Origin of the sequence: Halobacteriovorax marinus SJ, from assembly GCF_000210915.2 — a bacterium.
GTDB lineage: Bacteria > Bdellovibrionota > Bacteriovoracia > Bacteriovoracales > Bacteriovoracaceae > Halobacteriovorax > Halobacteriovorax marinus.
Genome location: NC_016620.1, coordinates 2,223,822 through 2,237,443 on the forward strand (window position 1 = coordinate 2,223,822; position 13,622 = coordinate 2,237,443).

General features: G+C 37.7%; 18 protein-coding genes. 12 read left to right on the forward strand and 6 right to left on the reverse strand.

The features are described 5' to 3' along the window. Window positions 1–107: 107 nt before the first annotated feature. The 7 genes from BMS_RS10420 to BMS_RS10450 all read left to right on the forward strand — a co-directional run bounded on the left by BMS_RS10420 (window position 108) and on the right by BMS_RS10450 (window position 5,919). Window positions 108–782: a succinate dehydrogenase cytochrome b subunit gene (locus tag BMS_RS10420; RefSeq protein ID WP_014244778.1), complete on the forward strand. Its 675-nt coding sequence runs from the start codon at window positions 108–110 to the stop codon at window positions 780–782. A 1-nt stretch (window position 783) separates the two neighbouring features. Next, a complete protein-coding gene (locus BMS_RS10425; protein ID WP_014244779.1) occupies window positions 784–2,715 on the forward strand; it encodes a fumarate reductase/succinate dehydrogenase flavoprotein subunit in 1,932 nt (643 codons plus the stop codon). 21 nt (window positions 2,716–2,736) lie between these two features. After that, window positions 2,737–3,504, forward strand: a complete 768-nt coding sequence (locus BMS_RS10430) for a succinate dehydrogenase/fumarate reductase iron-sulfur subunit (protein WP_014244780.1) — start codon at window positions 2,737–2,739, stop codon at window positions 3,502–3,504. Window positions 3,505–3,550: 46 nt separating this feature from the next. Then, complete coding sequence (locus BMS_RS10435) at window positions 3,551–4,642, forward strand: DUF2786 domain-containing protein (RefSeq protein WP_014244781.1); 1,092 nt, start codon at window positions 3,551–3,553, stop codon at window positions 4,640–4,642. A gap of 3 nt (window positions 4,643–4,645) precedes the next feature. After that, the gene (locus BMS_RS10440) at window positions 4,646–5,086 is read left to right on the forward strand and encodes a PaaI family thioesterase (protein ID WP_014244782.1); all 441 of its coding nucleotides are present in this window, start codon (window positions 4,646–4,648) and stop codon (window positions 5,084–5,086) included. Beyond that, on the forward strand, window positions 5,077–5,481 hold the full coding sequence (locus BMS_RS10445) for a DUF423 domain-containing protein (protein WP_014244783.1): 405 nt from the start codon (window positions 5,077–5,079) through the stop codon (window positions 5,479–5,481). Before BMS_RS10440 ends, BMS_RS10445 begins: the two co-directional genes overlap by 10 nt. Before the next feature lie 69 nt (window positions 5,482–5,550). Further along, window positions 5,551–5,919, forward strand: coding sequence for a restriction endonuclease (locus tag BMS_RS10450; protein WP_157868275.1), 369 nt, complete (start codon window positions 5,551–5,553; stop codon window positions 5,917–5,919). Here BMS_RS10450 and BMS_RS10455 read toward each other — a convergent pair. Next, entirely contained in the window at window positions 5,916–6,617 is a 702-nt protein-coding gene (locus BMS_RS10455) for a 7-carboxy-7-deazaguanine synthase QueE (protein WP_014244785.1), read from the reverse strand. The two genes, BMS_RS10450 and BMS_RS10455, sit on opposite strands and share 4 nt — an antisense overlap. Before the next feature lie 141 nt (window positions 6,618–6,758). On the opposite strand from BMS_RS10455, the gene BMS_RS10460 reads away from it, so the two are divergent. Beyond that, the gene (locus BMS_RS10460) at window positions 6,759–7,226 is read left to right on the forward strand and encodes a DUF2452 domain-containing protein (protein ID WP_044557512.1); all 468 of its coding nucleotides are present in this window, start codon (window positions 6,759–6,761) and stop codon (window positions 7,224–7,226) included. Here the strand turns inward: BMS_RS10460 and BMS_RS10465 are convergent. Continuing rightward, the gene (locus tag BMS_RS10465) at window positions 7,223–7,636 is read right to left on the reverse strand and encodes a hypothetical protein (protein ID WP_014244787.1); all 414 of its coding nucleotides are present in this window, start codon (window positions 7,634–7,636) and stop codon (window positions 7,223–7,225) included. The two genes, BMS_RS10460 and BMS_RS10465, sit on opposite strands and share 4 nt — an antisense overlap. Next, window positions 7,626–9,023 carry a C1 family peptidase gene (locus tag BMS_RS10470; RefSeq protein ID WP_044557513.1) on the reverse strand — a complete coding sequence of 466 codons (1,398 nt, stop codon included), beginning with the start codon at window positions 9,021–9,023 and terminating at the stop codon, window positions 7,626–7,628. The genes BMS_RS10465 and BMS_RS10470 overlap by 11 nt, the downstream gene beginning before the upstream one ends. Before the next feature lie 170 nt (window positions 9,024–9,193). Here BMS_RS10470 and BMS_RS10475 point away from each other — a divergent pair, with 170 nt between their 5' ends. The 3 genes from BMS_RS10475 to BMS_RS10485 all read left to right on the forward strand — a co-directional run bounded on the left by BMS_RS10475 (window position 9,194) and on the right by BMS_RS10485 (window position 10,713). Then, entirely contained in the window at window positions 9,194–9,727 is a 534-nt protein-coding gene (locus BMS_RS10475; protein WP_014244789.1) for a hypothetical protein, read from the forward strand. Further along, window positions 9,724–10,080: a hypothetical protein gene (locus BMS_RS10480; protein WP_044557514.1), complete on the forward strand. Its 357-nt coding sequence runs from the start codon at window positions 9,724–9,726 to the stop codon at window positions 10,078–10,080. The genes BMS_RS10475 and BMS_RS10480 overlap by 4 nt, the downstream gene beginning before the upstream one ends. A gap of 201 nt (window positions 10,081–10,281) precedes the next feature. Continuing rightward, window positions 10,282–10,713: a TraR/DksA family transcriptional regulator gene (locus BMS_RS10485; protein WP_014244791.1), complete on the forward strand. Its 432-nt coding sequence runs from the start codon at window positions 10,282–10,284 to the stop codon at window positions 10,711–10,713. Window positions 10,714–10,717: 4 nt separating this feature from the next. On the opposite strand, the gene BMS_RS10490 is transcribed toward BMS_RS10485, so the two are convergent. After that, window positions 10,718–11,380, reverse strand: coding sequence for a hypothetical protein (locus BMS_RS10490; RefSeq protein ID WP_044557515.1), 663 nt, complete (start codon window positions 11,378–11,380; stop codon window positions 10,718–10,720). Window positions 11,381–11,490: 110 nt separating this feature from the next. Here BMS_RS10490 and BMS_RS10495 point away from each other — a divergent pair, with 110 nt between their 5' ends. Continuing rightward, window positions 11,491–11,895, forward strand: a complete 405-nt coding sequence (locus tag BMS_RS10495) for a globin family protein (RefSeq protein ID WP_014244793.1) — start codon at window positions 11,491–11,493, stop codon at window positions 11,893–11,895. Here the strand turns inward: BMS_RS10495 and BMS_RS10500 are convergent. Together BMS_RS10500 and BMS_RS10505 are read right to left on the reverse strand one after the other, a co-directional pair. Further along, window positions 11,887–12,276, reverse strand: a complete 390-nt coding sequence (locus tag BMS_RS10500; protein WP_044557516.1) for a hypothetical protein — start codon at window positions 12,274–12,276, stop codon at window positions 11,887–11,889. The two genes, BMS_RS10495 and BMS_RS10500, sit on opposite strands and share 9 nt — an antisense overlap. Before the next feature lie 43 nt (window positions 12,277–12,319). After that, window positions 12,320–13,600 (reverse strand): DEAD/DEAH box helicase, encoded by a 1,281-nt coding sequence (locus BMS_RS10505; protein WP_044557517.1) that lies wholly within the window; start codon window positions 13,598–13,600, stop codon window positions 12,320–12,322. Window positions 13,601–13,622: the final 22 nt, after the last annotated feature.

Here is a 13,622-nt window from a genome sequence, read left to right on the forward strand (position 1 = left end):
ACCAAAAGAAATCACTTAATTTATCGTAATCACAGGAGTATAATCCAAGCAAATTCTAAAAACTGAAAGAAAGAACTATTCACTTAAATTAAAGGGGTAAGATTCCTATGGCTTCATCAATGCTAAAGTATGCGACATCTTCTGTCGTAAAAAAACAAGTCATGGGCATTACTGGTCTACTCTTGTGCGGCTTCCTTGTCTCACACCTTGCCGGTAACTGCTTAATGTACTTAGGACCTGAAGCGTTTAATACATACGCTCACACACTCATCACCAATCCATTCATCTATGTGGCAGAAGCAATTCTTGCAACGATCTTCTTAACTCACATTGGATTGGCCGCAAAATTAACTTTTGAAAATAATAAAGCAAGACCACAGAAGTACTATGTAAAGCAAAAGACGGGAAGAGGAGCGACATTTGCTTCTTCAACTATGCCTTATACAGGTCTTATCATTCTTATCTTTCTTATCCTTCACCTAATCCAATTTAAATTTGGACCAGTTTATACAATTACTCATGGTGGTGTTGAAATGAGAGATATCTACAAGACTGTTGTAGATTACTTTCAAAGTCCACTTGCAGTTATCTGGTACATCTTCTGTATGATTGCACTTGGTATTCACGTAAGTCACGGATTTTGGTCAGCATTTCAATCAATCGGATTCTGGCATCCAAAATACACTTGCCTCTTAAAGTGCCTTTCAAAAATCTTTGCAGTTGTCGTTACTATTGGTTACTCGGCACTACCAATCTTCTGCTACCTACAGGGAGGAAATTAAGATGACTGATATCAAGAAACTCGACGGTAAAGTTCCAAAGGGAAAACTTCAAGAGAAATGGGATCAACACCGCTTCAATATGAAGCTTGTAAACCCTGCTAATAAGAGAAAGTATAAAGTTATAGTTGTTGGTACAGGCCTTGCCGGTGCTTCTGCAGCTGCGACACTTTCAGAACTAGGTTACGAAGTAAGTACTTTCTGTATTCAAGATTCGCCTAGAAGAGCGCACTCTATTGCTGCTCAAGGTGGTGTGAACGCGGCTAAGAATTATCCAAATGACGGCGACTCAATCTGGCGTCTCTTCTACGATACAATTAAAGGTGGAGACTACAGAGCGAGAGAGGCCAATGTTTATAGACTAGCTCAAGTGGCCAATAATATTATTGACCAATGTGCTGCTCAAGGTGTTCCTTTTGCACGTGAGTACGGTGGTACTCTTTCAAATAGATCTTTCGGTGGAGCGCAGGTTTCTAGAACTTTCTATGCTAGAGGACAAACCGGACAACAACTTCTTCTTGGTGCCTACTCTGCTCTAATGAAGGAAGTTGGAAAAGGAAAAGTAAAGTCTTATACAAGAAGAGAGATGGTTGAACTTGTTATTGTTAACGGTAAGGCCAGAGGAATTATCACTAGAAATGTTATCACTGGTGAGTATGAGAAGTTCTCAGCAGACGCTGTTCTTCTTTGTACTGGTGGTTATGGAAATACATACTTCCTATCTTCAAATGCAATGGCATCAAATGGTTCAGCTGCTTGGAAAGCTTATAAGAAAGGTGCAATGTTCGCGAACCCTTGTTACACACAAATTCACCCTACTTGTATTCCACAACACGGAGACTTCCAATCTAAGCTAACACTCATGTCAGAGTCCCTTAGAAATGATGGTAGAGTTTGGGTTCCAAAAGATAAGAACGAAACAAGAAAGCCAAATGATATTCCAGAGGAAGAGAGAGATTACTACCTAGAAGAGAAGTATCCTTCATTTGGTAACCTCGTCCCTAGAGACGTTGCCGCTAGAAATGCTAAGCAACAAGCGGATATGGGTAAAGGTGTTGGTTCAACGAAAGTTGCCGTCTACCTAGACTTTGCCGACGCCATAAAAAGAGAAGGTATCGACACTATTAAGGCCCGTTATGGGAACCTCTTTGATATGTATGAGAGAATTACTGACGAGAACCCTTATGAAGTGCCAATGAGAATCTTCCCAGCTGTTCACTATACAATGGGTGGACTATGGGTTGACTACAATCTTATGACGACAGTTCCAGGATGTTTTGCCCTTGGTGAAGCAAACTTCTCTGATCACGGAGCCAATAGACTTGGAGCTTCAGCTCTTATGCAAGGTCTTGCCGATGGTTACTTTGTTATTCCTTATACTCTAGGAAATTACCTAGCAAGTGAAGGGCTTATTAATGAGAAAGTAGATGACTCTGCTCCAGAATTTGATGAAGCAATGAAAATATCAAAAGAGAGATTTGATAAATTACTTGCTATCAATGGGACAAAGTCTGTAGATACTTTCCACAAAGAGCTTGGTGTTGTTATGTGGGATCACGTAGGTATGGCAAGAACAGCTGAAGGGCTTAAGACTGCCATATCTAAGATTCAAGCGATTAGGGCTGACTTCTGGAAAAATGTTAAAGTTACAGGTTCTGCTGACGGAATTAATATTGAGCTTGAAAAGGCCAATAGAGTTGCCGACTTCCTAGAGCTTGGTGAACTGATGGCAAGAGATGCTCTTACGAGAGAAGAGTCTTGTGGTGGTCACTTTAGAGAAGAGTACCAAACAGATGAAAACGAAGCTAAGAGAATTGATGATAAGTATTGTCACGTAGCTGCTTGGGAATTCACTGGTGATGACAAAGAGCCAATTAGAAATATTGAAGAGCTAGAATTTGAAAATGTAGCTCTAACACAGAGATCGTACAAGTAGTGCCAAAGGTAGGAGTTTAATATGAGTTCAGATAATTTATTGACTTTAAATCTAAAAATTTGGCGTCAAAAGAATAATAAAGATAAAGGTGAAATTGTAGACTATACAATTGAAGGTGTATCTCCAGACGCATCTTTTCTAGAAATGCTAGATATCCTTAATGAGAAATTAATTGCAGAGGGAACAGATCCAGTTGCATTCGACCACGATTGTAGAGAGGGAATCTGTGGAATGTGCTCTCTAATGATTAATGGTCAGGCCCACGGGCCAGAAGCAGAGACGACAACTTGTCAGCTTCACATGAGAAAATTCAAGAATGGTGAGACAATTGTTGTTGAACCATTTAGAGCAAGGGCCTTCCCTGTTCTAAAAGACCTTATGATTGATAGAACTGCTTTTGATGACATTATTGCTTCAGGTGGTTTTGTTAATGTAAATACAGGTAACGCTCAAGATGCTAACGCTATTCTAGTTCCAAAGGAAAATGCTGAATTAGCTATGGATGCAGCGGCTTGTATTGGTTGTGGTGCATGTGTAGCTTCTTGTAAGAATGCTTCAGCGATGCTCTTCGTATCTGCTAAAGTTTCTCAACTTTCACTTCTTCCACAAGGTCAACTTGAAGCGGAAGAGAGAGTTAAGAATATGGTCACTAAAATGGATGAACTCGGTTTTGGTAACTGTACTAACGAAGCTGAATGTGAAGCCTCTTGTCCTAAGGGAATCTCTATTAGCAATATCGCTAGAATGAATAGAGACTTTCTCTCAGCTGCTGTTAAGGCAAAAAATTAATAAACTTTTAATTGGCCCTCTCTATAGAGGGCCTTTATAAATCCCTATGCAAGTCTACTCAAATGCGACAAAGACATTCTTAAGTATCTGCAGGAATCAAGCTTCTAAGATACTTAAAGATGAAATGGGAATCAATTATGCTCGCTCCAGAGTCAAATGGAAGAATTACTCCATACCCCTAAACTTTGTCGTTTTTGAACACGAAACCACACTAGGTTTCTTTAATCACCACCTTTACCAGATTGGACTTAATAAGCGCCTTCTGCTCTTAAATGATGAGACCATACTCTCTAATATTATTAGACATGAACTCGCTCACTTTGAAGCCTATCTAAGATATGAGAACGCAATAAAAGACCACGGTGCAGAGTATAGAGAGCTCTGCAAGTCTCATGGATGGAACGAAGATGTCTACAGTGCCAAACTAAAACTTGAGCATACTCTTCCCCATTTCCAACAAGAGAATAAATCTCATTCAAAATTAGTAAATAGAGTTCAAAAACTCTTAAGCCTAGCTAATTCTGATAATGTTAATGAATCTCAATTGGCAACGGCAAAAGCAAATGAGTTATTACTTAAATATAATCTAACCCAAGAAGATCTCTCACCTGAAGAGGAAGAAACATATCTACTCAAAGTCCTTGAGGGAACTAAGGTCAACGCAAAGGCCAAGGCCATTTACGAAATTCTTACTACTTTTAATATTCAACCCGTCTTTAGTCACGCAAAGGGACACTATTATTTAGAAGTCATTGGGGCGAGAGTTAATGTTGAACTCGCCCACTACGTTTGTGATTTTCTTATCTTTGAACTAGATAGACTTTGGGCCCTATCGCAGAGAGAGAACCCATCCCTTAAAGGACTTGCGGCGAAGAATTCATTCTTTAGAGGTATTGCTAAAGGATATAAAGAGAAAATTAAAGTCATACAAAGAGATAGCTTTACGACAAAAGAGCTTGTTATTTTAAAAGATGATCTTGACCTTAGAGTTAAGAATGTCTACTCCAAACTCTCTTACTCCAGCTCAAGTAGGGTAAAAGAAAACTCTAAAGCACTAGGGCTTGGTAGAGAAGTTGGTAAGAATCTAAAAATAAAGAAATCCATTTCAAATACTCAATCTATTAAATTATTAAGGTAGACTATGACTCCACAAGAGCTAGAAGTTATTTTTAGAAAAATCTCAAACTTTGATAAACTTCTCGGTTTGAATTTTACGATGGATAATGAGGGAAGAATCACCTACTCCCTTGAAGTTGCCAAGGAACATCTTAGCAGTCCAAAGACTTGTCACGGTGGAGTTCTAGCAGCAATGATGGACTGTGTGCTAGGTTTGAGTGTCCTTGCCCACTCCGTTACTTTAGACAAATTATGCTCTACTGTAGAATTTAAAACAAATTTTATCACACCTGCGAATCTAGGTGATACACTAATTGGAGTGGCCGAATTAGATTATGTTGGAAACTCGCTTGTTGTTTGCAATGGAACTATTACGTGTAAAGAGTCACAAAGAGTTGTGGCCAAAGGGATGGGGACTTTCAATCTCTACCCTCTTTCTAAAAAGGAGCTTGAAAAATGGAGCTAAAGAGAACGAATCATAAAATCATTGCAGGTGCTCTCTTGATGGGACTCGCCGTTGCTCTTGGAGCGATGGGTGCTCATGCACTTGAGAAGATCTTAACTCCTAAGAACTTAGCGACATTTAAAACTGGTGTTCACTATCAAATGCTTCATGCGTTTGGACTTATTTTCCTTGGCATTTTAGATAAGCTCTATAGAGATAAATTTAAAATTGAGACTGCTCTCTTTACTCTTGGGATTATACTCTTCTCTTTTAATTGCTATATTTACTCTCTTACTAATATTAAGGTTTTTGCGATGCTCATCCCAATTGGAGGAGTCACTTTCATTATGGGTTGGTTATCACTTGGTCTTAGGTTTTTTAAGATCTCCCGCAATTACGAAGACTTAAGTAATTAATTTACCCTTAAGAAATCCTCAAGTAATTCCGATAAGGAATAAGCAATGAATTTTACCTTGGGGATTAAGGTGTCTACAAAGAAGCAAATTGATAAATATATCACAACATGTACAACGACTTTTAAAATGTTTGATCACGATGTGATTATTTCAAAGAATAAAGCAAACCTATGGCACTTCAGCGCTAAGAGAAACGATAAAAAGTATCTCGTCTACTGTGCCCCCAACCTATCAAAAGTAAAATCGATAATTAAAATTGCACTTAAGAAAGTTCCTGCTGATTCAAAATTGGTTGTTATCTGTAATACTTTTACCAATGAAGAAAAGCAATTGGCAGAAGAGTCTAACTACGCTCTAGTAGATATTCACACTTTACAAAAATACGGAACGGAAATGATTGAAGCTAAGAGTAATGATGAGACGAGCTTAGCGGCCTAAACTTGTTTCTCATCTGGTCCATAGAGCCACTTATGCTGTTGTCCGATAACTCTAAAAATTGAGCCACCCTCTTCGTTCCATTTAATAACATTTCTAAATCTCTCTAGAGGAAATTCTTCATTCAAGTTATATGACGGTGTTAAGCACCACGGAAAAGATAAACTCTCATTCATTGATAAGAGTTCGTTGTAAATATCTAAAGTGGCCTCAAAGTCCTCTCTAGTTTCAACAACAGCTTTAATTTGAAATTTATTTGGATAATTTTGAATTAACTTATTTAGGTTCTGAACTCTTGTCTTCACACCAGTTGATGGAGTTTTAAAGTCAAAACTAATAAAATCTATTTTATTAAAGATCTCATCGACAACTCTTGTACCGGCCGCTTCGATATTTATAAAATACCCTCTCTCTTTTAGTGTCGAAACTAAGAGAGAAACTTGTTCTGTATGAGAAGGGTGAAGAGGGTCACCACCAGTAATAGAGACGCGCTTAATTCTCTCACCGCCAGCATCTTCAATAGCACCTAGTACTTCATCTAGAGTCCAATTTCGCCCTGTAAAGTCCCATGTATCTTTAGAGTCACAATTGAGACAACCAATTGCACATCCCTGAAAGCGCACAAAGATCTGTGGTGTTCCAATATGAACTCCCTCGCCTTCAGTCGCTGGATAAATAGAATTTATTAAAAACGATTTCAAATGCTTAACCTTCCTCTAGCCCTCACTTATACCATAGAATCAGCACTTAAAAGGTCAGAGTCTGTAGTCTTTACACAGCTTTTTTAACACTAGCAAGGCTCTTGCTGATAAAAGTCTAAACTTTTGATATATTTAGAAGCTATGAAGGATAATAAAGATAAATTAGGCAGAGAAATTGATATTAATTCTATTGATAGAAATAGACTAAAGCTCAATGCAAGTGATCTTCCAGGTCTAGTCGCCTATGCAACGAACGCCAGTAGCGCGCTCATAAATCCAGAAGACGAAGGCAAAATAAAGAGTAAGGCCCTAAGGGCCATGCATCAGCAGACAGCAAAGCAAATGGATCAATTGATGGAGCAGATGCAACCTTTAATTGAGCAGGCAGCAAAGCTAAAGAAGAGAGTTGAAGTTAGTGAGCTTATTTACGGCGCCCATATCTCTTTTGAACCAATGATTGGTGAGACCTACCACCTTTATCAAAAAGAAAATGAAGAGCATCTACTCTCCATTATTGGCCCCGATGAATGGGGATCAAATATGCCTTATAAATCTTGGGTAGCCAGTGTTGAACTACTGGCCGATCACACTTGGGAAGTCCTAGACTAATCTAGGATATAACTCTTCCAAACTTCTAAGATGATGGCGTTGGAGACAAATGTCTTTTTATCGACAATACATCTAGCATCATCAAGCCAATACTTTTCACCGTTAAATTTATACTTAATGATTTGAGGGGAACCTTTTAATTCTCTACAGGCCTTAAAACCTGGTGAACCCATTGTTCCAGCATACTTTCTAAAATCTAAAGGTCTTTTGAAGGGCTCTTTTAAGAAGTTGCACTTAAGCTTAGAGCAATTAGTAGAATAGATACTTCCCTCAGAGTCTTTGCAGATTTTTACATTCTTTATAACTTCTTTTTGGTGCTCGGTATATTTTATCTGTCCATCTTTGCAGACTTCCTCTGCAAAACTAGATGAGATAAGAATTAAGGAAAGAAAAAATAACTTATTTAACATAGCTCACTCCGTGCATCGACTCTCTTAAGTACTCTTCTGGCATCCAGTGATTCCCTCCACCACTTCTGGTTCTGGAATCATAAGAAGAAGCCCTCGTATTTCCCCAACTATTTCTAATTAAGTATTCGCAAGAGCCTGTTTGCTCATTGAACTTTCTTGCAACAATAATACTCGCATGGCGAGAATCATTATCATGATCTAGCAGGTTACTTAAAGTAGAGGCCTTATAATTGACTCCTATAATATCTCCCCCCTCTAATTTCTTATTAATCGTCTCAACCATTGTACTAGAGGATGTAAGCAAGCTATCTTCTTCAAATTTTAAATTGAGATTATTTGCGATTCTTTTCTTACAACTCTTGGCCACTGAATTATCAATTAAATCATTGGCCGATGATGATTCTTCTAGGACTTTCACAAAGTCTCCAACAGAGAGAGTTGGAAAGAGAACGTTAAACTCACCCTCTAGGCGGTTACACTCTAAATCTCTTTCAAAAGATTCAACAGCATTACGGTATTGTAGTCCCGTAAGTTGATTTCGCCCAAAAACGAGACCTGCTTCAGTGGTTCTATTTCTAAAGTTCTCATAGAGCTTTTCCATTCTTTGATACTCTTTCATTAGATTTGAATCAGTAGAAAAGCTGTAATCATCACTTGGTAGCTGGGACTCAAGACATAGCCCCTTCTCTAGAGCTTCATTGGCGGCACTGGAAGTAAAGCCTCCCTCCATACTCGTCTCATTAAATCCAAAAATATCTTTAAAAGAACCATTATTATAATTATTAGCAATATCTATAGCGGAAACTTTCTTACCAAGCTTATGACTAATGAGATCAGCCGCTGCAAAAGCGTAACACCAACCAATTGAATCTTGGTTTCTTGGTCTATCAATGATTTTTCCATTTCTCACTTCTACCAAAGGAGGTTTTCTATTATCAATTTCCGTACATTCAAACTTCTTACTAATTGAGTTTGCTCTACCTAAAGAAATTAACCTATTGAGTTCCTTAGAAGCAATTGGACTTTCTACTCCAAGCTCTTTTCTCACTCTCTCAATTTCATCTCTCTCCCAAATAGGAGCTCTAAACTCACTCACGCGCTTGGCCTCGCTCTCCATAAGTTCTAGATGATTTTCAAGTCCCCTCTTTTTAAGAGGTATAAAGCTCTTTTCCAGCTCATCGCTTAACTCTTGCTTACAAAAGTGGCGAGCAGTCTTTCTTAAACTTTCAATTTCATGGCTAACATCTCTTCTCTTCGAAGCACTTTCTATATCTTCAAACTTTCCTTTTAAGTAATCACCATACTTGCGACACTCATTAAAAGGAAAAGCTCCAAGAACAGAGCTAGAGAATAAAAAAATGGTTACACTACTTATTAAATATTTCAATCTTCTCTCCACTACCATCAATTATACTTCACTCATTTAATTATATTGAGATAGAAATTTTATCCCTTTGCTAAAGTACTTAAATTACAGGGCTTCAAGAACAGTGATTTGTTTATCGACTGCCTAGTTTATGAGTTTTAAGGCCAAGTAATTCATGTTACTTTTAAGCAATGGATATAAATAAAGAATTTGAACAAGTTATAGAGAAACTCAAAAAAAATGAAAGACCGCTTCTTAAGTATAGTGAAGATGAATTTCACGCTATCAATGAAGAGTGGTCAAAACTCCTAGAGACTAAAAACTACAAAGATCTGCACAAGATCTTTTGTATTCTAGATAATACTCAAAATTACTCCAATATCTTTAGTGAAAATATTTTTAAAACTTTCTCGATTAAAGATGATGAAATTCTCATCTACAATTTAAGTGCTGCCAGTAAACACATCATTGCTTATCACCAGAAAAAGGGAGAGCGCACCCCCTTTGAGTTATTAAATATTTTTAAAGAGCTTCTCCATCATCAAAGCCCAGAGGTTTTAGAGTGGACACTACGAACAGTTGAACAACTTGGAAGCCAAGCAATTTTTCTAAAAGATGATATAATTAAAGCGAAGCCTGGAATAATGAGCTTATTCGATAAGCACAAGAAGGCCTCGAAGCAGATTATAGAAATGTTAGAAAAGAGATGGAGTCCGCGCAAATGAGTTCAAGTCAATCAGATGCCAATGCAGCCTATGAAAGATTAATGTCTGTAACCAACGCCGTTGGTAAAAAGCATTTTATTGATGACCCTACGGCCTATCAAGTACAAATAAGACCTGATAAGAGTGTGAGCCCTGGAAAGTTTTTAAATGACCCACTTATTCCCGGTGGCTATAAAGCTCACCCCACAACTATCAGGGCCATGAAAAAAGATATCTTTGCTGCCGGCAGTGAGCTTTTTGAAGACCTCGAGTTCATTATAAATTGTGACAGTTGTAAGGCCGAGCTAGACCTCCAATTCTGGCATTTCTGCCCTTTTTGCGAAGCCCAATTTCCAAAGTCTTGCGTCAAGTAGCTAAAACCTCGTTCACTTGTCAACTTTTGTAAGATTATTAGATTTTACGAGTGCGGCTAGTCATCAGTAGATTACTTCTAAATAAAATTAAGATCAGCAAATGTAAGAATTTGAGATATGAGATCCCTTTTAATCGAGTATTTCTTAGGATACAACTGATCAACAACACACACACACTTATTTACACAGGAGAGGAAACTCATGAAACGTGAAAACAGTTACCTCAGCGACAAGCAAATCGAAAAACTAAAAGATACGCTTCTCGCAGAAAAAGAAAGAATCTACAACAAATCTCAAAACAGCGAGAACTATTGTTTAGATAAGAACGAACTCAGTGATCCGGTTGATGAAGCTTCAGTAAATGTACAAACCTCACAAGAAATCAGATTTAGAAATCGCGATATCTTTTATCTAAAGAAAATTAATAAGGCCCTCACAAAAATTGAAGAGGGAACTTATGGTTTATGCCAAGAATGTGACGATGAAATTAATTTTGAAAGATTAATGGCAAGAACGACTGCTGAACTTTGCATTGGATGTAAGGAAGAAGCCGAGTTCTCTGAGAAGAATAACTTCATTCAGAGAAAGTCTAAGTCACTTGGAAAAACTCTTTCTGAGCTTTCTTCGAAGTAAGAACTTATTCGCGGCCTAGCACATCTAGGTCGCTCCATTCTCCAATTGGATGGTAGAAGTAAGATCTCTCTGCGTACTTAACAGGCGCAAGGGCATTGAATTTCTGTGCCAGCTCTTCTTCTCTCCCAAAGTCACTTTCATTCAAATTTATTTGAACCATACCGTCAGTAATGACTTCGTAGCTTTTAAATTCTATATTATGTGATCTTTGTTCGAGCTCTTCAATAAACTTATCTTTATCAACACCTTCGCTACCTAGTGATAATAAGATCACACCAGCTTTATAACCATCGCACTTGGTTTGAGAGTCAGTTAATCCCACTGATTGAACTATAAAATTATCTTTTTCAACCTTGAGCCAGACACAATAGCGTAGAGCTCCCTCTTTTGCATTCATCACTAGACTTAGTCCATGACCACTACAGAAGGCCATGGCCTTTAAATTTTCCTGAAAGCTTGTAGGAAGTCCTAATTCGTGAATTTTTCCAAGAGTAATATCGTTGAGTTCAACACTAATTCCCTGAGAAAAAGAGGCCATTTTCACATGATCACTACTCTCTTGTATCCAGCAACTACCTTGATTAAGAGACTTCACTTCAATTGTCTGTGCAAAAGTGAAATCTATACAAAATAGTGCTAGTATTGTTAAAAGAAGTTTAGTCTTCATTTTTCTCACTCCGATATTTACTGTATATAATTTATCGGAAATAAAACGGACTACTTTACACTGTTTTAAAGTTAATAAGTATTTCGAATGATACTAATAAGATATAGAACATGACCGACAAAAACGCTCAACTAATTCATGAGATAACTTATTCATTCTACGAAGTGGCCACTAAGGACTTTCTCATTGGTTATCAATTTAGGAAGATCCAAGAGTTTAAAAGTTCTGACCCACTCTCTCCCCCTATTGAAGCATTTAAGAATCATCTTCCAAGGATAGAAAAATTTTGGAGGGTTCAACTTATAGGAGAGAGACTCACTAAAGAAGATCAGAGATTTGATTTAATTAATATCCATAAATCTCTTAACCCTAACAAAGGAGAAGTCCTTAGGTGGGTAAAGTTATTTAATGAGACACTAGATCAATACGAAGATGATTCCAATAGAGACTTTATTAAACTATGGAGAAAGAAGGTAAGCGAGTTTGAAAAGAGATTTTTAACTTTTCTATTTTAAGAGATTGGGGTTACTGGCCTTAAAGACATCTTTAACAAAATCTTCTAAAACAGGCTCGCCACTGACATCATCAAAGAACCAATTTCTAGCGTAGTATTGATTATAAGTCTTCGCTGCTTGCCTTGCTTGCTTTTCGCTTTCAAATTCAATTGCAATTAACTCAACAAGTCTGACCTTAATTCTCTTACCACTACCTTTTATACATCCATCCACATGGTAATTCTCACAGAGAATTCTTCTAGCGGGATCTTTAATAATAACTAACTCAATATTAGGCTCTTTAGCCTGGGCCATTTTCCACATTTGACTAGCGGAGTAGCGCTCTTCTTTAGAGCACGATAAGAGAGTGAGAAATAGAATTGGAAAAATTAGTTTTGCCATACATTGATTATATACCAAGATGGCAAAACTTAGAAATGAGTTATTACTTACTTTTTTTATAGCGAGGAGAATTCTTTCTCCCTACCTGTGGTCTCTTCTTAGTGACTTTTTTAACTGGCACCTTAGCCGCACTCGCTCTTGTCGCCTTCTTCTTTGTTAAGTCTCTCTGCATCTTCGTGTTAATCGTTGTTAACTTAAGAAGTGATTGCTCTTTAATCGACTTATTGATTCTAGCAATTAAATTGAGATCTCTCGAAGTTACGAAGTTATATACACTTCCCTTTCTGCCACCTCTACCAACACGACCACTTCTGTGAATATAGAATACCGCTTCAAAAGGTAGATCATAATTGAGAACCCAATTGAGCGAAGGGATATCAATCCCACGGGCAGCGATATCCGTGCAAACCATGATTCCGCCCTTATCGCGAAACTTCTTCATAGAAGCATTTCTCTCTTTCGCTTCCATCTCTCCATTTAGAACAAAGAATCTCTTACTTGGATAACTCTTCTTTAAATATTCATAAACTTCAGTAGTCGTCTCTTTTCTATTACAGAAAATCATTCCGCTACCATTTGCTTGCTTGTCTATAAATAGCTCAAGCATTTTATTCTTTTCTTTTTGTCCGAGGTCTATATTAAAAGTTTCGATCTCTTGCTTAATTGCATGTCCACCAACTTCTAATTCTTTAAAGTCTACTTTCTTAAAGACCTCTTCTTTAAAGCGGTCAAAGTCATTTGGCATTGTCGCTGAAATAAGTCCAACAGAGCATCCATCCCACTCGCAGAAGCCCCACATTTTTTGGATATCTTTAAAGAAGCCCATATCTAAGAGAGTATCGGCTTCATCGAGAATAAGATATTTTACATCTAGAAGGTTTAGCTCTTTCTTCTCTACCATTTGAACAAGACGTCCAGGACCAGTAACAAGAATGTCTATAGACGATGAGCTCAGCTCCTTACTCTTTTGTCCCTTCTCTCCACCAAGTAATTGTCTTACTCTAAGTTTTGCGAAATGCGAGATCCCCTTAAAAACTTGAAAGACCTGAGAAGTTAGCTCCTTAGTCGGGAGGATAACGAGAGCTCTTGGTGAGCCTACCTGAACTTGTACATTATTGCTCTCATCTTCTTTTAAACACTCCACAAGAGGAAGCGCGTAAGAGAGAGTCTTACCAGTTCCAGTCTTTCCTAGTAGCGAAAGAGACTCTCTCTTTAAGAGAAGAGGTATCCCTTTTTGCTGAACAGGAGTTGGGGCACTAAAGCCCTGGTCTTGGATATATTTTAATAAATCACTATTGGATAACAAATCTTCAAACTTTGCCATTAACTTTCCTTCAACTAAATAT